The 20,007-nt window shown below is 49.7% G+C and carries 18 protein-coding genes; 8 read left to right on the forward strand and 10 right to left on the reverse strand.

Annotated features, from left to right (window positions below):
• Positions 1 to 30: 30 nt before the first annotated feature.
• A complete protein-coding gene (locus ACU70B_RS06930; protein ID WP_447185618.1) occupies positions 31 to 690 on the forward strand; it encodes a virulence protein in 660 nt (219 codons plus the stop codon).
• A gap of 83 nt (positions 691 to 773) precedes the next feature.
• Here the strand turns inward: ACU70B_RS06930 and ACU70B_RS06935 are convergent, their stop codons facing one another.
• From ACU70B_RS06935 to ACU70B_RS06955, 5 genes are all read right to left on the reverse strand, one after another.
• Complete coding sequence (locus tag ACU70B_RS06935) at positions 774 to 1,676, reverse strand: phage major capsid protein (protein WP_447185619.1); 903 nt, start codon at positions 1,674 to 1,676, stop codon at positions 774 to 776.
• A gap of 122 nt (positions 1,677 to 1,798) precedes the next feature.
• A complete protein-coding gene (locus ACU70B_RS06940) occupies positions 1,799 to 2,089 on the reverse strand; it encodes a hypothetical protein (protein WP_447185620.1) in 291 nt (96 codons plus the stop codon).
• A 164-nt stretch (positions 2,090 to 2,253) separates the two neighbouring features.
• Positions 2,254 to 4,572, reverse strand: coding sequence for a phage/plasmid primase, P4 family (locus ACU70B_RS06945; RefSeq protein WP_447185621.1), 2,319 nt, complete (start codon positions 4,570 to 4,572; stop codon positions 2,254 to 2,256).
• A gap of 39 nt (positions 4,573 to 4,611) precedes the next feature.
• Positions 4,612 to 4,779 (reverse strand): hypothetical protein, encoded by a 168-nt coding sequence (locus ACU70B_RS06950; RefSeq protein WP_447185622.1) that lies wholly within the window; start codon positions 4,777 to 4,779, stop codon positions 4,612 to 4,614.
• A gap of 72 nt (positions 4,780 to 4,851) precedes the next feature.
• Positions 4,852 to 4,980 (reverse strand): hypothetical protein, encoded by a 129-nt coding sequence (locus ACU70B_RS06955; protein WP_447185623.1) that lies wholly within the window; start codon positions 4,978 to 4,980, stop codon positions 4,852 to 4,854.
• Positions 4,981 to 5,164: 184 nt separating this feature from the next.
• Between ACU70B_RS06955 and relB the strand changes: the two genes are divergently transcribed.
• The 3 genes from relB to ACU70B_RS06970 all read left to right on the forward strand — a co-directional run bounded on the left by relB (position 5,165) and on the right by ACU70B_RS06970 (position 8,159).
• Entirely contained in the window at positions 5,165 to 5,608 is a 444-nt protein-coding gene (gene relB / locus ACU70B_RS06960) for a type II toxin-antitoxin system RelB family anti-toxin (RefSeq protein WP_447185624.1), read from the forward strand.
• Between the two features lie 628 nt (positions 5,609 to 6,236).
• The gene (locus tag ACU70B_RS06965) at positions 6,237 to 7,469 is read left to right on the forward strand and encodes an IS110 family RNA-guided transposase (RefSeq protein WP_447185625.1); all 1,233 of its coding nucleotides are present in this window, start codon (positions 6,237 to 6,239) and stop codon (positions 7,467 to 7,469) included.
• A gap of 24 nt (positions 7,470 to 7,493) precedes the next feature.
• Complete coding sequence (locus tag ACU70B_RS06970) at positions 7,494 to 8,159, forward strand: RHS repeat-associated core domain-containing protein (protein WP_447185626.1); 666 nt, start codon at positions 7,494 to 7,496, stop codon at positions 8,157 to 8,159.
• A gap of 9 nt (positions 8,160 to 8,168) precedes the next feature.
• Here ACU70B_RS06970 and ACU70B_RS06975 read toward each other — a convergent pair.
• Positions 8,169 to 9,268, reverse strand: a protein-coding gene (locus ACU70B_RS06975; protein ID WP_447185627.1) for an IS3 family transposase whose coding sequence is annotated in 2 segments (ribosomal slippage) — positions 8,169 to 9,016 and positions 9,016 to 9,268 — 1,101 coding nt in all. Because the reading frame shifts where the segments join, the coding sequence is not laid out codon by codon here.
• Positions 9,269 to 9,573: 305 nt separating this feature from the next.
• Here ACU70B_RS06975 and ACU70B_RS06980 point away from each other — a divergent pair.
• The 3 genes from ACU70B_RS06980 (at position 9,574) to ACU70B_RS06990 (ending at position 15,089) form a co-directional block, all read left to right on the forward strand.
• Positions 9,574 to 9,969 (forward strand): DMT family transporter, encoded by a 396-nt coding sequence (locus ACU70B_RS06980; protein ID WP_447185721.1) that lies wholly within the window; start codon positions 9,574 to 9,576, stop codon positions 9,967 to 9,969.
• A 205-nt stretch (positions 9,970 to 10,174) separates the two neighbouring features.
• A complete protein-coding gene (locus ACU70B_RS06985) occupies positions 10,175 to 11,404 on the forward strand; it encodes an exonuclease SbcCD subunit D C-terminal domain-containing protein (protein WP_447185628.1) in 1,230 nt (409 codons plus the stop codon).
• A gap of 10 nt (positions 11,405 to 11,414) precedes the next feature.
• Complete coding sequence (locus ACU70B_RS06990; RefSeq protein WP_447185629.1) at positions 11,415 to 15,089, forward strand: SbcC/MukB-like Walker B domain-containing protein; 3,675 nt, start codon at positions 11,415 to 11,417, stop codon at positions 15,087 to 15,089.
• Positions 15,090 to 15,150: 61 nt separating this feature from the next.
• Here ACU70B_RS06990 and ACU70B_RS06995 read toward each other — a convergent pair whose 3' ends face one another.
• Genes ACU70B_RS06995 through ACU70B_RS07005 form a run of 3 tightly spaced genes read right to left on the reverse strand, consistent with a single transcriptional unit; the run spans position 15,151 to position 18,498 of the window.
• A complete protein-coding gene (locus ACU70B_RS06995) occupies positions 15,151 to 17,241 on the reverse strand; it encodes a DUF6449 domain-containing protein (RefSeq protein ID WP_447185630.1) in 2,091 nt (696 codons plus the stop codon).
• Entirely contained in the window at positions 17,216 to 18,115 is a 900-nt protein-coding gene (locus ACU70B_RS07000; protein WP_447185631.1) for an ABC transporter ATP-binding protein, read from the reverse strand. Before ACU70B_RS07000 ends, ACU70B_RS06995 begins: the two co-directional genes overlap by 26 nt.
• Before the next feature lie 5 nt (positions 18,116 to 18,120).
• Entirely contained in the window at positions 18,121 to 18,498 is a 378-nt protein-coding gene (locus ACU70B_RS07005; protein WP_447185632.1) for a GntR family transcriptional regulator, read from the reverse strand.
• Between the two features lie 229 nt (positions 18,499 to 18,727).
• Here ACU70B_RS07005 and ACU70B_RS07010 point away from each other — a divergent pair, with 229 nt between their 5' ends.
• Positions 18,728 to 19,612: an MBL fold metallo-hydrolase gene (locus tag ACU70B_RS07010; protein WP_447185633.1), complete on the forward strand. Its 885-nt coding sequence runs from the start codon at positions 18,728 to 18,730 to the stop codon at positions 19,610 to 19,612.
• A 130-nt stretch (positions 19,613 to 19,742) separates the two neighbouring features.
• On the opposite strand, the gene ACU70B_RS07015 is transcribed toward ACU70B_RS07010, so the two are convergent.
• A complete protein-coding gene (locus ACU70B_RS07015; protein ID WP_447185634.1) occupies positions 19,743 to 19,979 on the reverse strand; it encodes a hypothetical protein in 237 nt (78 codons plus the stop codon).
• Between the last annotated feature and the right edge of the window lie 28 nt (positions 19,980 to 20,007).

Consider the following 20,007-nt stretch of genomic DNA (forward strand, 5'->3'; position numbering starts at 1 on the left):
TACTACCAAAACTGAAAGGTGGTACTGCATATGGAAATAAAGATCGAGTACAACGTCAAAGGGAAGGAACGCCAAGAACTGGCCCGGGCTGTGGGTGAAGCACTGCAAACGGCTCCGGTATATAAAGGAGTGCCAAGCTGCGCCTACGAGATTGGTGATTGCCTAGTAGACCGGCAGGGCACCCTCCTGATCGGTAGCAGCCTTGATAGCGAAACTGTCAGCAGCCTGCTGGCTTATCTGGAGGAGCGTGGATTCACCGATGCCGCAGATACATCCACCAAGGAGGATAGCGGACTGGTGATTTCCATGCCCAGGGATACCTTCAGCGACCAGGCACTGGATAACCTTATCAGGCTGGCAGCAAGCAAGAGCAACCTGCTAAAAAATGCCTTTGGCACCGATTCCCCAGCACCCGTTATCACCGAGGATACAGTAAGCTTTCCCTGGTTTCCCGCTACCACAGAGCCGGAGGAAATCAACGCCTATACCCAGTTCGTTCACAAGCTGTGTGAAATGTCGAGAAATCAGAAACGAGTGCTGGCCCAGGTCTTGGAGACCGACAATGGAAAATACGCTTTCCGCTGCTTCCTCCTGCGACTGAGTTTCATCGGCACCGAGTACAAAACTGTACGAAAAATACTGCTCCGCAACCTCACCGGCGATCCTGCATTCCGGCATGGTAAGAAGTAATACAGCCAGCAGCCATCATCGGCAAAGAAAGCTATAGTCACTGAGCCCAAAATCTGGCTCAGTGACTATAGCTAATATTGCGGTTATTCAGCCATCTTCAACGCTTTGACCGCCTCCGGCAGAATAAGCTTGCCATCCAGACGCTCATGGGCGGTAAAGCCAATCTGTCCCTGGACAGCATACAGTTCTTTCAGCCGCTTGATGGCCAGCGCCTGGCGTTCAACCACCCAGTAATAGGAGAGCTCGCCAAAGACGATAGGCTTGGTTCCTGACGCCGCTATCGGCATTGATGGTGTGGTAATGACCGGCTTGCTGAAGATAGTGTCATTCTGTGAATTCCAGATAGGATTCCCGGCGCTGTCCTTTATAGTTCGGAGCGCCATCGCCGTATCATCATGCATGAGGAAAACTGCATTAACTCGGTAATCAGGCTTCAGTGAGAAATACAGTTTCACTACATCGTCATAGGTAATAACGGTTTCACTCGCTGCCGTTATCCCTACCTGTGCTCCATTATTACCCAAAAGGCCGGTGGGCTGGTCAACGCCAGTACCGGTCAGGAACATAGCCTCCTCCGCTCTGCCGAAGCGTCTGGCAAAGGCGTTCAGCAGGTAATTCTCAATGTCAAAAGAGGTATCACCCACGAAAGACTCCTTGAGTCTGACCAAGCTAGCCAGCTTGTAGGAATTGACCGGGAACTGTGTGATGGTATCGGAACTTTCGATATAGGCTTGGCCATCCTCAATCCAGTCCGCTGTCCCGGTGGATGCCACTGCTTGAATAGTCCCTTCCGGCGATGTGGTTCTGACCAGCGTACCCAATCTGCGGAATACATTGTCCCTGGCCAGGGACTGGTCAAGCTTGGCCTTTGACTCATCCGGCACCTGGTAGCCTCCGTTGTTGTCCATCTTGTCCGACAGTGCGGAGAGGTTGGTATTCTTTCCCCGCATTGCGTTCCAGAAGCTTTGTCTGTAAGTATTCGTCATAGTATACTCCTCCATTTCTATTTTTTAGGGGTTAATCCCCCGTTTGAACCGCAATTTTTTCGCGCGAAGGGGGCGGCCCGTTCTTCTGGCAAAAGCTGTAGGTATTTAATCCCCCCTGGGGGTCAGCGTCTGGGCATGCCATTCGGTCTCTCATCGCAGATCAGGCAGCGGTACTTGTTGGCTCTATTCCGAGCCGTCAGCATTTGAGAAGCACATCGGGGACACCGAACCTTGCGGTAAATAATCTTGTCATTCGGATCAGTGTTATGGAGATCAAAAGAGCCGTCTTCATTCTCCACCAGATAGTACCGGTAGGGCTCTCCTCTATCCCGGATTAAGAAAACATTACCGGTGTAATTCCGGGGGCAAAGTACATTGTTTTTATCCGGGACAAGAACGTAGTTTTTTAACATAACCATCACTCCTTCCTTTTTGCCTGTTTTTAAACACAGGGGCGAGACTCCCAATATACCAAGGTTGTAGAGCCTTTGTAGCAGGATGTAGCAAGTAAAAAGTAAAGTCTCTATACGAGAGCGTTTTTTGAAACAACCGTTTTTACCTGCTACAAGGTATAAAATCAGAACTCACTCAACAGCTTGTAGCCGATCAGCACTGTGGTTAATCCTCCACCTGCACGTGGCCGTTTGCGTTCTACCCGAGCAAAAGCTGATAGCGCCTGTTTAAAATTCCTGGCGTTTTCCGAGTAGCAGCCGTTCTCCCGGCACCAGTTCTGGTAGCGGTAGTAGACCTCCGCCGTTCTCTCCTCGCTGTCAGGACTGGCTTCCAGGGCATCTTCGAAAAACAGTGCGATCTTGTCGCTGTCATGACGGTATGCATCAATAGCCGCCCTGACCGATTCCGGCTGGGTAAGCCCATCCTTATGCAGCATCCGGTAGCCCTCGATCAGCCAGTTGAGTATGGCGCTCTGGTTCCTGGCCCTGGTGAATTCCCGCTTCAAGGTTTTATCCTGCTCGTCCTCTTCAAAATGCCGTTCAAAGGGTATGATCACCACTCGACCACTGGTAAACAAGGACATATCGTTGATCACCGGCAGGTAATTGGTGTTGATGTACAGCTTGAAACGGGGAGAGAAGTCAAAGGAATTCTCATGCAGGAAGCGGGCATTGATACTGTCCCCGCCCGTCATTGATTTAACCTGGGCGGCGTTTAGCACCAGTCCCCGGCTGGGCTCAGAGATATTGGCAAAGCGCACACCGGCCAGCCGGGCGATATCCTCAGTAGGGCCGGAACTGTTATTGTTGTTCTTCATGCTGATAGTTTCCGGGCGGGCGGTACAGCCATAGCTGCCCAATAGCTTCAGAACACTCTCACACAGCGTCCCCTTACCGTTTCTGGTGGTTGCACCGTACAGGATGAACAGACACTCATAGCTGGTATCACCGCTGATGCCATATCCTAGAGCCTTTTGCAGGAACCTTGCCTTTTCATGATCTCCGCCCATGATCTCATGTATAAAGGCTTCCCAGCGCGGGCTTGTCGCTACCGGGTCATATTTCACGCCGGATATCTTGGTTAGTTTGTCCTCGCTGCTGTGGGGCTTGAACTCCATGGTCTTGAGGAACAGGGTGCCGTTGGCGCAATTGAACACAAAGGGGTCTTGGTCGAACTCGGCCATGTCTATGGGGTAAACGCTCTGTGCGTCTTTTAGCACAGTCTCCCGGTAGCGCCTTACCTGCCACTTGCGGCAGTAATCGATATAATCATTGCGCCGGTTCTCGTCCTTGATGTTGACAGCATAGATGAGCAGCTGGTTGGCCAGAGACTTGCAGAATTCCATGGCTTTCAGATTGCCGACATCGGGAACCCATATCCCGCCCTCATAGCAGTACCACAGCTTGCGCTCCGGCACATAGCGGGCCACTGGCCTGAAATAGTCGGCAAAGAGCCTACTGGCTCCAATGTCAGTCCAGGGATAGAGCTCATTGCTCTCCGGATGCAGGTCAGCCAGGGTAAATTCACCCGGCGCAAAATCCTCCACAATAGAGGAGCGATTGCCATAGGGTTTGTAGAAACCGCTAACGTTGGTCAGGGCTTTCTGGATGGTCAGCATCCCGTAGGTGCTGCCGGACTGTGCCCTGTCCCACTTGTCCCGCATAAGAGCACTCCTGCGAAACAGCCGGTCGATCTGCTCTATGTCACCTCCGCACCAGAAGGCCAGCATGGAGCATAATGCCAAATCCGCCTCACTGGCGGAAGCATAGCCGGAAATGTCCCCCTTCCACAGCGGCTTGAACTTCTTGCCCTGGGCCGAGGAGAATGCCTTTTCAATGACGGTATCATCGTATAGGTAAGATTCACCTGACGCAGAATCCGGGATTGTCTGTACCTGCACCGGACGCTTCATATATTTATCCAGTATGCCTTGCAGGGCAGCGCCTTTTTCCAGCACATCGCCCTCGCGGTAGACATCGCCGGTCAGGGTTACAAAGCGGTTGGTGGCTCCAGACACATAAACCTCCAGGCCCAGCTTCCGGTTATTGATATAGTAGCGATTCTTATCATATATGAAGTCAGTAGCAGCACAGGCAATCCGCAATCCATCGCCGGATGGGGTTTTCTCCATATAACAGCCATCCATACGCTCGACTATATCTTTAGCCTCCGGCTTTAACAGACCGGCTGGCGTAAAACAATGGTCCAGATCGAGAAAATGGATGTCATTGCCGACCAGGAAGCCGATACCGTCGTAATTAACCACAGCAGCTAACGCAGCAGCATAGTCCCGGAAGGTATCAGGCCGGTTGGCTTTGGCCCGTCTGCCGGCTGCCGGGTCATAAGGTACCTTGGTCTTTTTGCCGTTGCGCTGTTCAAATTTAAAGCAGCAGAAACGATTCTCATCTTTAATCCGCTGCGGCAGGTTATCATATGTCGTCAAAGGTGCACCTCCTCCCCGGCATCAATCGGCCTGTGGTTATTAGTCCTCAGATATGGTTTCATCGTTTTCCTGACCACCGCAATCACTACAAAGAAAACCACCGTAAATGGAATCCCGCTGGGAGCAATCCACCAGCGTTCTGATAATCCCCACGATATCAGCTTTGGTCTGTGCACCACAGTTAGCGCATTCGATATTAACCTTCATTTCCGCACCTCCCTTCATATAAGTTACTGTCACCCAGAGCCGCCAGCTGTTCACACAGGCGGTCATAGTTGATCAAGGCTTTGTTGCCGATAAAGATGGCAATCGGCCTGCCTTCAGCATCAGGCGCAGGGCATGTTCAGGAAGAAGTCCCGTTGCCGCTATTTCCCGGATGGTCATCATCTTTGGTTGCTTTGCTTCCATGAAATTCCCTCCTTCTGTGAGATTCTATAATTTATGATACAACAATTAGTGAGACATGTAAATAGATAATCTCACGCATCGTTACCCTTGAACAGGATGCGAAACACAACTATCTAACATAATGTTATATAAGCCTTGACGATGTTAACAGATGGTGATATTATGGCAGTGCGAGGTGATAAAAATGTTTGCAGACAGATTAAAGAAAGTCCGGGCCGAAAAAGGCATGACCCAGGTGCAGCTGGCCGAAGCCCTCGGCGTTTCCAAAGGTACCATCGCTATGTGGGAGACTGGCAAGCGGGAGCCGAACTTTGAAACTTTAAACGAACTGTCAGAGATTTTCGATAAACGTATCGACTATATACTGGGGTACTCAAATGACGATTCCTCTCCAAAAATGACCGAGGAGGACATTGAGCAGCTTGGTCTATGGGCAGCGGAGGAAAGCTTCCAGGAGACGGTCACAGCCTACCTCAGACTTGATGAATTTGGCAAGGATGCGGTCGAGGGTCTTATCCGCTCTGAAATGGCCAGATGCCGGGAGCAGGACACGCTTTTACCGGCCACCGACTTCTCGGTAAGCATTCGCCTGAAAAAGGATGTCAAGGACAATGCCGAGCGCAACTAAGAGCGGAAACGCCTGTATTATAGCCAGCCTGGGTTAAGAGCCTGTAAAATATGTACAGTCCAAAAGAAACCGCTGGTAGAGCACATTAATTTGTTCTACCAGCGGTTTCTTTTTGTCAGGGGTTCGAATTCTGCAGATTTCTCGCATATCGGTGAGAGGTGATTGCGGTAAAGCGTTGTCCCCGAATCCATATTTAAAATTTACGCTGTTATACCGTCCGGTTATCTCTCCTCCTGTGGTATATATCAGAACTGGTTGCATTCGAAATAATGATAGCCGATAAATACGGGCTTTCTTCCTGCAGTATATATCGCAACAACGCTTGATAATATGGGCTTTCAGAGCGAATATGTCATAACGAAAGGAGGTCCATATAAATAGAAGTATTACGCAATTAGCACACCGATAAGAACGCTCCAGGTCACCTTCTGCAAGCTGGTTAAGCCGTATGGGAACCGGGAGCAATCAATATTTAAAATTGAGCAATTGAATCCATCGTAAGGCCAGGGAATGGACTAGCTTAACTATCGTTGCGGGGCAGTAATGCCTAACGCTTGGTCGGAGGGTGCTGACATTCTTTAAACCTTATTGGCATTGAATGGATATGCTCAGTGAGGTAGGTGAGACTATGCACTACAAGGAAAAATTTATCTATGTAGGAGTAGACCTGCACAAAGACACCCATACCGCAGTTATCATTAACTGCTGGCACGAAAAACTGGGTGAAATTCAGTTTGCCAATAAACCGTCAGCATTCGCAGAACTCATTAAAGCTGTAAAAATGCACAGCAAAAGACTAACCCCGGTTTATGGTTTGGAGGATGTCGGCGGTCATGGCCGGTCATTGGCGGTATATCTTACTGAACAAAATCAAAGAGTGAAGGAAGTCAATGCCGCACTTGCTCATTCATTAAGAGTAAGCAGACCGACTATCCATAAATCAGATAGCTGGGATGCCGAATGTATCGCCAATACTCTGCTGGATAAATTGGATACCTTACCTGATGCCAATCCCCAGGATCTCTACTGGACGATCGGCCAATTGGTCCTGCGCAGACGAGCACTGGTTAAGGCCATAATTATAATAACCAACCAGTTGCACGGCCAGCTAACCTGTGCCTACCCCAGCTACAAGCAGTTTTTCTCAGAGGTAGATGGCAAGACAGCACTATTGTTCTGGGAGAAATACCCGGCTCCCCATCACTTGGCAGGAGTAACCACAGATGAACTGACTGTTTTCCTGCGTGGTTGCAGCAATAATGCCTGTTCAACCCGTAAAGCCAAACAAATACTGGAGCTAATAGAAAAAGACGGAGACACCAAACGGGACTACCAAATAAGCAGAGATTTTCTGGTTAGAAGCATAGTCAGAGATATCCAGTTCAAAAAGCAGGAGATAGGCTGTGTAGAAGCCGAATTAAAGACGGTTATGGCCGAGCTGGACTACAAATTAGAAACCATGCCGGGCATCAGTACCGTAACCGCTGCCGAGTTGGTTACGGAAATTGGTGATATCCGAAGGTTCTCCAGTGCTGACAAACTGGCCCGTTTTGCCGGTATCGCCCCGGTATCCTTTGGTTCTGGGGGTAAGAGCAAGAACATCAAGAGCAAGCAGGGTAATCGGGAATTGCACAGCATCATATACTTCCTGGCTGTAAGGCAGATAGGGGTAGACAGAACCACCAAGAACCCCAGGAACGAAGCATTTTACAGCTACTATACCAGGAAAGTGGCCGAGGGCAAGACCAAAGGACAGGCATTAATCTGTGTTATGCGACGGTTGGTGAATATTATCTACGGGATGATGAAAAACAAAACTGAATATATGCTTCCAGCTATTCCTGAAAAGGAAGCTGTGTAATACAATACTAATAACTGGTATAGATTGCCATCATATATTTTTTACAGGCTCAGCTTTATTACGGAGGATAGTTATTCTGGAGCATTGACCAATCCGCTTAGTTTGAATTTGTATACGTATTGTTACAATAATCCGGTTATTTATTTTGACCCTACCGGACATGATGTATGGAACCGTTTTGGGGAGAAGATAGGTACGGCACCAGGACGTGATTACACGGATTACAGTCAAGCGGCAACAAATACGAATGGCGGAGGTGCCCAGGCGAAAATACCCTGGACAGGTGGTAGTAGTACTGTATGGTACTCAGGACCGTCAATAATTCCGGGAATCGATCCGTTAGGTTCATGGGTAACAGGTACGTCGGCTGCTGCAACTAGTACTGATGCAGGAAGCAGCAGTAGTAGCGGTAGTGGTAAATCTATCAGTAATAGTAATACATCAAGAATTAATTTATCTAATGCATTAGCTTATACATTACAAATTGGAGCAGGCGGTTCTTTGGGAGCCGGTGTAGGAGCGCAGGGGGAAGCGGGAATTTGTATTAGTAATCAGGGTATATCTTTATATGCAGCCGGTGGAGGAATGGGAACTACGCCAGCAGGAGGTGTCGGGCTATCAGCAACCTGGACTAATGCAAAAGATAATGGTGATATAAATGACCTGCCCCCAGGTACTGTACCACTGTAAATGTTAGTTTTATGAAGCCTTTTTCCGATTTAGGTTGGTACAAAACTCAGTTGGAGTCATATTATTCAGAGCACTATGTGGTCGATAATGATTGTAAGACATCCGCCATGACTCTATCAGCCGTCTGGCTTCACCAACAGACCTGAACCAGTGCTCGTTTAGGCATTCATCGCGAAGTTTGCCATTAAAGCTTTCGACATAGCCATTTTGCATAGGTTTACCGGGTTGAATGAACAACTGAGCCACACGATGGGAGTAAGCCCACTGATTCAGTACTAATCCAGTAAATTCGGGTCCATTATCAGACAGGATTTCTTTAGGATAAACACGATCATTTGCCAAGCGATCTAAAACCCTGGCGACTCTTTCACCAGTCAAGGAGGTATCTACTTCACAGGCTAGACATTCACGGGTACCTTCATCAAGGACTACCAGGATACGAAAACGCTGTCCCGATGAGGTGGTATCAGTAACAAAATCCATAGACCATCGCTGATTAGGAATGGCCAGGACGACCTCAGGTTTCCCTCGATCAAGATATACTCTTTTTCTCTTACGGCGGCGCACAGATAACCCTGCATTGCGGTACAGACGGTAAATACGCTTATGATTGACTTGCCGGCCTTCCCGCTGCATCAGGACGTGTAAGCGACGATAACCGAAACGGCGCCATGTTAATGCTAACTCAGTTAAACGGTTTTTAATCTCTTCGTTCTCAGTTGAGGCCTGACTTTGATAACGATATGTAGAACGTCCTATGCCAACCAACCTGCACGCTCTGCGTTCACTAAGCCCCAATGTGTCTTGGAGGCCCTGAACCAGATGGCGTCCGCGTGCAGGTTCTATCGGTTTTTTTCTATTATGTACTTCAGCGCCTGGTTGTCTAGTGAGAGTTCTCCAACTAGCTGCTTGAGGCGGCGGTTTTCATCTTCAAGCTGTTTAAGGCGTTTGGCATCGCTGACTTCCATGCCGCCATACTTTGATTTCCAGCGGTAAAAAGTCTGTTCGCTGATGCCATACTGGCGGATGATATCAGTAACCTTGACGCCATTTTCATGCAGTTTCAAAATGCCAATAATCTGTTCCTCGGTAAAACGTCCCTTCTTCATCTCAATCACTCCTGTGTGTTAATTTTACTTCAAACTAACATTACAGGTGGATCAGTTTTTGGGGAGCAGGTCACTTATTAGGACCAACGTTTATAAAATTTCCTAAACCGAATAATATCCCCATTATTAATTCAGTCAGCTTTTTGACGTTTTAAGTTGGCCGCAACAGTTAACCTCCAAACCAGGACAAAGCTTTTTTAGCGGAGAATAAAAGCGCTGCCTTTATCGGACACTAAGGAGAAAACGAAGGAGAATCGTTTGTGAACTGGCTTTACTTATTGCTGGCGGCTTTATCCGGGGCGGCCATGGCTTTACAGGGTACGTTCAATGCTGCTCTGGGAAAGATCATCGGATTGTGGGAGTCCACTTTACTGGTTCATCTCATCGGCAGTGTCGCGGCACTTTTAATTATTATTATACTCGGTGTGGGTTTTAACAACTTTGACAAATTAAGCTCTGTACCCTGGTACGGGTTTCTGGGAGGGATATTGAATGTCCTGATCATATACCTGGTGGTGCGGACCATACCCAAAGTCGGAGTGGGCAACGCCACCACCGCGATTATAGTGGCCCAGATATTGACTGCGGTATTGGTAGACAGCCTGGGAGCGTTCGGTATGAAAAAAATGGAGTTTCAATACCTTGATTTGCTGGGAATCGCGCTGCTGGCAGTCGGAGCCCGTATACTGCTGCTGGAATAACCGGAACCCGTTTTACTTGAATCACCTGGCTGAAAACCCAGTATATGCGCACTTGCAGGTACCGCTATGTATCCGGCGGTGCCTTTTCTATATGCATTAGTTGTTGCTCTGTCATCTGTTATAAAAGGAATTCCGGTATCCGGTACCGAAAAGGAAGGAGTTTCAGCTATACTGAATTAAAAGAACACCGGTGAAGGAGCAGACTATGAAATTTATACATACGTCCGACTGGCATATAGGGAGATCCCTCTATGGGCGGAAGAGATATGAAGAGTATGAGGCTTTTTTAAACTGGCTGGCTGATTATATAACCTGCGAAAAAGTTGAAGCTCTGCTGGTTGCCGGAGATATCTTTGACAACACCGCTCCCAGCAACCGGGCCCAGGAGATATATTACCAGTTCTTGTGCCGCATAGCCGCTTCGCCCTGCCGCGATGTGGTAATAACTGCCGGCAACCATGATTCCCCCTCCTTTTTAAGTGCTCCCCGGGAATTGCTGCGGTTTTTAAATATTCATGTGGTAGGCTCCCTTGGAGCTATTGCGGGTGATGAAGTTCTGGTTCTAAGCAATGAGGAGGCTGAGCCGGAAATGATTGTCTGTGCCGTTCCTTATCTGCGCGACCGGGATATCCGCAGGGCTGAGGCCGGGGAAAGCATGGAGGATAAAGAACGCAAGCTGGTGGAGGGAATCGGTGAGCATTACCGGCAGGTTCTTGCCGAAGCGGAGCGTATCAGGACAGAGTTGGGCAAACCTTTGCCCATTGTTGCGATGGGGCATTTATTTACTGCCGGAGGCCAGACGCTTGATGGGGACGGAGTACGCAACCTCTACGTCGGCTCACTGGCTCATATAGGAGCAAAAATGTTCCCGGCCGCTATCGACTACCTGGCTCTGGGGCATCTGCACCAGCCCCAGAAGGTAGGGGGGGCAGAACATAGGCGTTATTCCGGTTCTCCGCTGGTTATGGGATTTGGAGAAGCCGGCCGCAGCAAAAGCGTTTATCTGGTTGAACTGGGCAATGGGCAGCCGGTGGTGACAGCTATTCCCGTACCGTGTTTTCAGGTTCTGAAGGTTGTCCAGGGTGATTGGACCGCCATCAGCGGGCATCTGGAAAAACTTAAATCCTGGGATAAGAGCATATGGCTGGAAATAATCTATGACGGGGATGAAGTAATAGGCGACTTGCGCCGGCGGCTGGAGGCGATAATCGCCGGCAGCAAGCTGGAAGTTCTGCGGGCAAAAAACAAACGGGCGGTGGATAAGATTATGCACTGCGCGGAGAGTGAGGAAACACTGGGTGACCTTAATGTCAATGAGGTTTTTCAGCGCTGCCTGGATGCTCACCAGGTTCCCCCCGCTCAGGTTGATGAGCTGTTTACGACTTATAATGAAGCCTTGAAGTCCCTTTATGAGGGGGAGCAGCGGGCAGAATAGGGGAGAGAGCATGCGGATACTGGAAGTGAGATTTAAAAATCTGAACTCCCTGGCGGGTGAGTGGAGGATTGATTTTACTCATCCGGCCTATACGGCCGACGGCATATTTGCCATAACCGGTCCCACCGGGGCAGGAAAAACGACTATACTGGATGCCGTCTGCCTGGCCCTCTATGGCCGCACTCCTCGCCTGGAGAGGGTTAACAAAAATGACAACGAGATTATGGCGCGGCACACGGGCGAGTGCTGGGCCGAGGCTTGTTTTGAGACCCGGGCGGGACGTTTCCGCTGCCACTGGGGCCAGCATCGGGCTCGCAAGAAGCCGGACGGGGAACTGCAGAATCCACACCATGAGATTGTTAATGAGGACACCGGTGAGGTTCTGGAATCAAAGCTTCGTGATGTGGCTCTTACTGTTGAAAAAGTGACCGGTATGGATTTTGGCCGCTTTACCCGTTCCATGCTCCTGGCCCAGGGCGGGTTCGCCGCCTTTCTGCAGGCTCAAGCTGATGAACGGGCGCCGATCCTGGAACAGATTACGGGCACCGAGATCTACAGCCGGATTTCCATAAAAGTCCATCAGCGCCGGGGTGAAGAGAGAAAAATCCTGGAAGACTTGGAGGTCGGGATGGCTTACACCCAGTTGCTGAGTCCGGAGGAAGAGCAGGGATTAAATAATGATTTACAAAAGAAACTGAGCCGGGCCGCTGAAGCGGAAAAGCGGATCGGGTGCCTGAAGCGCGCCCTGGTCTGGCTGGAAGGGATAGATGCTCTGACCCGGGAAATTGCCCTCCTGGAGACCGAACGGCAGGAGTGGCAGGAACGGCGGCAGCGTTTTTCCCCGGATTTAATCCGGTTGAACCGGGCGGACCGAGCCCGGGCGGTGGAAGTTGATTATGAAAGGGTTTTTGCTCTGCGGGAGCAGCAGCGGCGGGAAACCAGCCTATGGGAAGCGGCCAAGCAGGAGCTTCCTGAGCGGGAAGCCGAAGTGCAAAAGACAGCGGCCCTCAGCCAGGTCCTGGTGGGGCAAGAGGAAACCGCCCAAGCCGGGCAGAAAAGCGAAGCCGAAAAGGCCAAAACCGTCCGCGTCCTGGACATCAGATTATCTGAGCGGCAGAGGCGGATGGAACAGGTGCAGACCTCAATGGCCGGGAGCCGCAAGCAGCATCGGGACTGTCGGCAAAGCCTGGCGGTAATAGAAAAAACGCTCCGGAAATCAGATGCTCTCAGGCTGGAACTGGAGACTTATCTGGAGCAACACGCTGCCGATGCGGGGCTGGTCGAGAAATTAGCGGTAATTGAGCGGCTGTCTGCCACCCTGCAGGAAAAGGACAACAGCTATCGTCATAAATGCAGAGAACTGACGGCGGCAGCTGCCGGGATGCAATCACTGCAGTCCGCCTGCCAGGAGCTGGCCGCAGCTTATGAAATTTCCAGCGCCGGCGTAGACCGGGCGGAGTTGGAATACCGGCAAATAAAAGATCTGGTTCGGACCAGGCTCAAGGGACGCGAGCTTAACACCTGGCGCAAGGAACTGGAAGCTTTGCAGCAAAAGTGCCTGTGGCTGCAGCAGGACCAATCCAGCAGGGAACTGATTGCCCTTTCCCGGGAAAAACTGGCCGGGCTGCGCCAGCAGGCGGATTTGTTACAGCAGGAGATTATAAAGATCAGCGGAGATATTGCCGACTATGAGAGGGAAGTTGCTTTCCGGGAGCAGGAGATAAGCCATCTGAATAAAGAACTGGCGCTGCTGAACCGTATCCAGAGCCTGGAGGAAGAGCGCCGGCTTTTAAGGGACGGCGAGGCCTGCCCCCTCTGCGGCGCTGTCGAGCATCCGTTTGCCCAGGGCAACATTCCGGCCCTGCAGGAGAATGAGCTGGCTCTGCGGCAGGCCCAGGAAGGGTTGAACCAGGCCAGGAATCGGCTGCTGCAGGCGCAGCTTAAGCAGGCTGAATTGCATAAGGACAGGAAGCAAAACGGTCGGGACATTGATGATGAGCAGGGGAGGCTGGAAACAGAGATTAGCCGCTGGCAGGAGGTAACCGCCAGCCTTAAAAATCAAGGCTCAGCTACGGAGACCTATGAACAGCTGGGGGAGGAACTGGAGCTTAACCGGCAGCAAACCGAAGTCTGCAAAGAGGTCATTGCTGAAGTTGAAGCAGGGGACAAGACGGAAAAAAACGCCTACCAGGCCTGGGAGGAAATACGCAGAGCCCATCTGGAACTGGATCGGTCGCTGCAGGAGGCGCGCTTCAAACAAAAGAGCGCCGAACAGGAGCATGCCCGTCTGCTGAGAGAGAAAAAGACCGGGGAGGAAGAACTGAACCGGATTCGGCATTTATTAGGGCAGGAAACCGAGCCCTTGGGAATTAAAGAACCGCTTTTGCCGGACCTTGCTTTGCTGCTGGACCAGCTTCGGCAAAGGCGGAGGAAATGGCAGGAGGCCCTGGCCGGCAAAGCCGGGGAGGAAAAAAATATCGCTGATTTAAAGGCCGAGTGGGGGCGGCAGGAGGTACGGCTGGCCCAACTGGACCAGGAAATACAAAACGGGGTTCAGGAGTATGAACAATTAGCCCGGGAGTACAATACATTGAGGCTACAGCGCCTGGAGTTATATGGGGACAAGGACCCCGACCGGGAGGAAAAACGCTGCTTGGAAGCGGTGGAAGAGGCCCGGGAGAATCTGGAGGGCGCCCGCCGGAAAAAGACTCAGGCCGAGCAGGAATTGAACCATCTGCAGGTGCGTCTGGCCTCCTGGAGTGACAGTGTGCAGAAACGGGCTCAGGAATTGACCCGGCAGGAGGAAGCCTGGCAGCTGCGATTGCTTGAGGCCGGTTTTAAGGATGAAGCCGATTACCAGGCTGCCATCCTCCAAGAGGAGGAAAAAAAGCGGCTCGAACAGGAAGCCGAGCTCCTGCGGCGGCAGGAGAGTGAGCTGGCTATCCGGTGGGAGGACAGAAACAGCCGGCTTAAGGCGGAAAAGGAAAAGATGCTCACCGACGAGCCTTATGAGCGGTTGCAAAACCATCTTGAGTCCGCTGTTGCCGCCCAAAACGATTTGCAGCAGGAAATATACGCTGTCAGACATAGTCTGACGGAAAACCAAAGACGACGGATTGAGCAGGAGGAGCTGCTTAAGATTATTGCAGGACAAAAAAAAGAATGTGCACGATGGGAGTTGCTGCACGAATTAATTGGCTCGGCTGATGGCAAAAAATATCGCAACTTTGCCCAAGGGTTGACTTTCGAAGTTCTGGTCGGCCATGCCAACCGGCAACTGCAGAAGATGAGCGAAAGGTATCTGCTGATCAGGGATCAAGTCCAGCCGCTGGAGCTCAATGTTATCGACAATTACCAGGGGGGAGAGATCCGCTCCACTAAGAACTTGTCCGGAGGCGAGAGCTTTATCGTCAGTCTGGCTTTGGCTTTGGGTTTGTCTCAAATGGCCAGCCGCAATGTCAACATTGATTCGTTTTTTTTGGATGAAGGTTTCGGCAGCCTTGATGAAGATGTGCTCGACAGTGCTCTGGATACTCTGGCCGGGCTGCAGCAGGAAGGAAAGATAATAGGCATCATCTCCCATGTCCCCGCCCTCAAGGAGCGGATAAGCACCCAGATAGAAGTCGTGCCCCAAAGCGGAGGCTACAGCCGCCTCCAAGGCCCGGGCTGCATGGAAATAAAATAGATGTGGATTATGAGAATGGGGCAGGTGGGAAGGCCTGGTGCTCTTCCCACCCGTCTTGTTTTTAGCGGACAAAATGCTGCCTGATGAAATCAGGGGCTTCGGCGGACGGAATCGTACCAGAGAAGTTATTGCCGCTGTAGACCTTAAAAAAAACGGTGTATGCCGGTCCTTTCGTATATCCGCCCTGGTATTTGCGCAGACACAGTTCCAGTTTATCCGGATCAGTAAGCTTTAATACCCCTGGTTTTTCCTCCATATTTTGGGCTTCCATCAGTTTGCGATAGCTGTTCTCGTCGACACCGCCAGGAGCATAGTTGATAATGGCATGGACAATATCTTCCCCCGGAAGCACGCGGGCCTTATCATATAATCCCGCACTCTGCAGCCAGCGTTCGAAATTTACATATGATTTTTGCCATGACATACCCATCTGGTAATAATTATCCTGCGGTACGGTCATAGTCCCATCAGAAGCCACGGCAGGCATATTATCCTGGCTATCAGGCAGTGCTAACATGATATTGATGTTAGCCCAGGGAGGCCTCTCATTCATAGTCATTTCTTCAAAACTTTGCGCCAAAACATCCTTCTGCAAAACCGCGATCGCCTGTTTAATCCGGTCCGGCTCTACTATACGCACATGTTTATTGCCTTCACAGCTATAAAGGTCTATAAGCTTGACAGTATCCGGATTTGCCCTGAGTACTTCATAATGATGGATTTTGTATTCCCGGGATTCATAAATGGGTTTTAACTGCTCCTTATAGGCTGCAGCAGATATAACATAATTGCGGTATATATGACGGCCATTTTTCAGCTCATAAGCCAGACATACCCTTTCTCTTCGTTCAGGGTGAAGTCTGGCATGACCTAGGGCGGCACCCTTTTCTTCCCCCCGATGAGCAATTATCTGCTGGTGCAGGGTATGGATACGGGCAATACTATCCTGGTCGATAAATATTGTTTTGGACGGCTTGAAACCGCCTCTGGCATACATCTCATCTCCGTATATCAAAGGATGAAAATAGCTGTCCATATATACATTTTCTATCTGGCTCAGTTCGGGTAGCCGTTTTTCATAGCCGGTGCAATCGGTGTAAAGCAGGCCGATCAAGCCTATGATTACCAAACCGTAGATACCCAGGCCTTTTACCCGCTGCCATTGGAAGACATAGAGGGATTTATTGAGCAGGATTTCGGTCAGGAAATAGCCCAGGACCGCACCGAGGAGGTAGCCGAAATAGGTCCAGGATATGCTTCTCTGGGCGTCATGAAAGTAGCTCCCCAGCAAGAGCATGGTGCAAAAGGTTACCGCATATTTAAAAATCGGGCGCAGCACTTCAAAAGTAATGGCGTCACCGGCGGCTTCAATCTTGCGCCGCTGATAAAGGTATCTTCCCAAAAAATACAGGACGGCACAGATTAAAAGATAGAATACTATTTCACCAGTTTGCAGAGGCTGGTTGGAAACCGGTAATCTCAGCAGGGGCGAAAGCTTCTCTAAATTTGAGCCATAGTAATCATAGGGAAAACCGTAAACATACATACTCAGGTTATGTAATATTAGAAACGATAGCCCGCTGGGAACCAGAAGCAGGATGTATGTCAACAGTCCCTGCACGGCAGATAAACCCGTAAACATACCCACAGCAACGGTGCTCATAAAAAGGAGCAGGTTCATGAGGAGGGCGGCATTTAACCAGGCCAGGATATCCTTGCCCTGTAGAAAGTCAATCCCCAGCCCGGCTACCAGAGCCCAGGAGACCAGCGCCGTAATAATTACCGGCACCAACAGAAAAACCAGGCCTGCCAGAATGTGAGTATTATAAAGGGTTTCCCGCTTGATGGGGAGAGCATGCTCCATATCCGCCGCTTTACCGGACTGCAAATAGCGGAACAACAGGAGCCCGGTCAATACCGGAACGATTAACAACAGCATTAAAGGCAGCGGTGAATAGTCAAATTGGAGTACGCGCAGATAGGTATAAGCATTGTACCCTGCCTTGATTTCTTCCGGCTGGGTATAAGCCATTACCAGTTGCAAGGGGACAGTTGCCAGCAACCCCAGCAGATAAACTATACCAACCCAGGTATATCTTTTAAAATCATTGCTCAATATCCCCCTATTAATAAAGGATGTTTTTGATTTCATAACCATTATCCCCCATTTCATAAATGAATACTTCCTCCAGGGTGAGGGGCAGAACATCCAGAATGGCCGGATGATAGGCCTGAATACGGCTCACAATCTCATTATAGCTGCCGCGTACAATAAAAATGTTTATACTGCCCCGTTGTTCATGATAAAGGGCTTGCATCTCTTCAATTAGAGCCGGAGGGGTTTCGGTGCTGAAGGCGACTTGAATTTTATGCACGTCGGCCTTGAGGTCGTCCAGATCCTTCTGGATAAGCATTTTACCCTGGTGTAAAATGCCGATATAGTCGCAGATATCCTCCATTTCACGCAGATGATGGGAAGATATTATGACAGTCATGGTCCGGTCGGCCACATCCTGGATAATGAGATTCTTTACTTTCTGCCGCATTACCGGGTCCAAACCATCCAGAGGCTCGTCCAATATCATGACATCAGGCATCAGGGAGAGGCCCATCCAGAAAGCCACCTGCCGTTGCATACCCTTGGACAATGTTTTGATCCGCCTTTTTACCTCGATATTGAAAACCCCGGCCAGTTTGAGATAGCGCTGGTGATTCCACTGGGGATAGATATGGGCATAGAAATTGGCTATATCTTGAATGGTATAGTTATGGAAAAAATAGAGGATATCAGGAATAAAAACACTGCGTGCTTTTATGGCTTCATTTTCAAATACAGGTTGGGCATTAATCATAATCTCACCGGCATCCGGTTTATAAATCCCGGCCAGGAGCTTCAACAAGGTCGTTTTCCCTGCACCATTGGAACCAACCAGACCGTAAATGGAACCTTGATGTACAGCCAGGCTAACATCCTGAAGGGCTTCCAGATCCCCGAACTGTTTGCTGACCCTTTCTACTTCAATCATCAATCTTACCTCCCTTTAGCTTTGGATAACAGATTCTTAGTCCTGGTCAGGATTTCATCAGGGTGCATGCCCAGGTAAAGCATTTCCGCTATAATTCTACTCAGCTCGTTTTCCAGGCTTTGCAGGCGGGCCGAATTATTCTCTGATACGGCGGGTTTGACAAAACTGCCTTTCCCCGGCAGCGAATAAATATAGCCGCGATATTCCAGCTCGCGATAGGCTTTCTGAATGGTATTAGGGTTAATAGTCAGTTCACTGGACAAAATCCGAACGGACGGCAATTGTTCGTCTGGTTTCAAGACATTGCTGATGATAAGCTCGATAATCTTATTGGCCAGTTGTTCGTAAATAGGTGCGCGGCTGCGAAGGTCCAGTTCAAACATAAAGCCCCTCCTTTCCATTTCAACTGTACTATAACAGATAGTACGGTTGATACACTTAATTATATGCCCATAATCCGGATCTGTAAACCTATTAAACGGTGGGGATTAAGGAGACATATCGGTGTTGTTGATTTAAAAAAGATCTCGATATCTTCCGGATGTCAGCAGGAATACACTATCGGTTTCAAGAACTACACATTAAATGCAAAAGCATCTGAGGGGGATTATAATGACGCAGTTGACTGACAGGGTAACGGTTTTAGGCAACGGCAATTTCAATTACTATATAGTAGGGCAAAAAGAGGCGGTACTTATAGAATGTGGCACCAGTGCCGGGGTGAATGTTTTTGCCCGGCAATGGTTGGCCATGGGAAACAGGCCCCGGATAAAATATATACTGGTGATGCACTCTCACTTTGACCATGTCTGCGGCCTTCCTCTATTAAAAGACCTGTTCCCAGAAGCACAGGTAGCAGCCAGCCCAACCGCCCGGAAAATACTGGAGCTGGCTAAGTTAAAACCTGTTCTAATCAAAGCCGATGGCTATGTTGCTGATGCGTATGCCAGAAACGGACTTTTGCCGGATGTCCCGGGTGAGCTTGATATTGACCGGATCAAGGTGGATTTTGTTCTGGGCGAAGGGGAAAGCATCATAGTAGATGATCGGTTCAAACTGGATATTATCGAGGCTCCTGGCCATAGCCCCTGTTCTCTGGCCGCATATTTTTCCGCCGCTAAGGCCATGTTTATTTCTGATGCTGCTGGCTACCAGGCGCCGGATGGCTTGATGTCCCCCGTCTTTTTCCAGGACTATGACCTTTACCGGGAAACAATCAAGCGTTTGCAGCAATATCCCACCGAAATTTTGGGGGTTGGTCACGGTGGGGTGCCAGTTGGCAGTGACCGGGTCAACCGGTTTTATACCCGCAGCATGGAAGCCGCGGTAGAGGCATTTGACTTGATTAAAGCCCGGCTTAATAGCGGACAAAGCGAGCAGTCCATTGTAACGGAACTATATAATAAGTATATAAAAGGCGCCATGTCTTATTATCCCCGGGATTTGATGGAAGGCTCCGTTTACATGATGGTTAAAAACGTAAAAGCCCGGATATGATTACCAACTGATAACCGCTGGTGATATAAATCGGAGACAGCCGCAAGCAGTTTATGCTATTATCCCTGTGTTTATAATCGGTGGCAGGCAGGGGGGCAAACACCCCCTGCCTGCTTGACAGTTCCCCTTTTTAAAAGGCAAATGGTAAACTGATTAAAATTATTATGATAGCAACCAGAAGCAAGGCCACACCTACAAGAGCACACCAAAACGGAACCGGCAGCAACCGATAGGCCAAGTCCAGATAATAGCTGACCAGGTCTTCCTGCTTCAATGGCAGCAGGCTTTGAGCCTCCTTCTTATAAGACAGGCAGGCACAGGTTATAAGAATTATAGAGATTGCTAGAAGAATCAGTCCAACTGTCACAGCCAACGCTCCCCCGGGTAGAATTATT

The sequence above is a fragment of the Syntrophomonas curvata genome, from assembly GCF_052976825.1.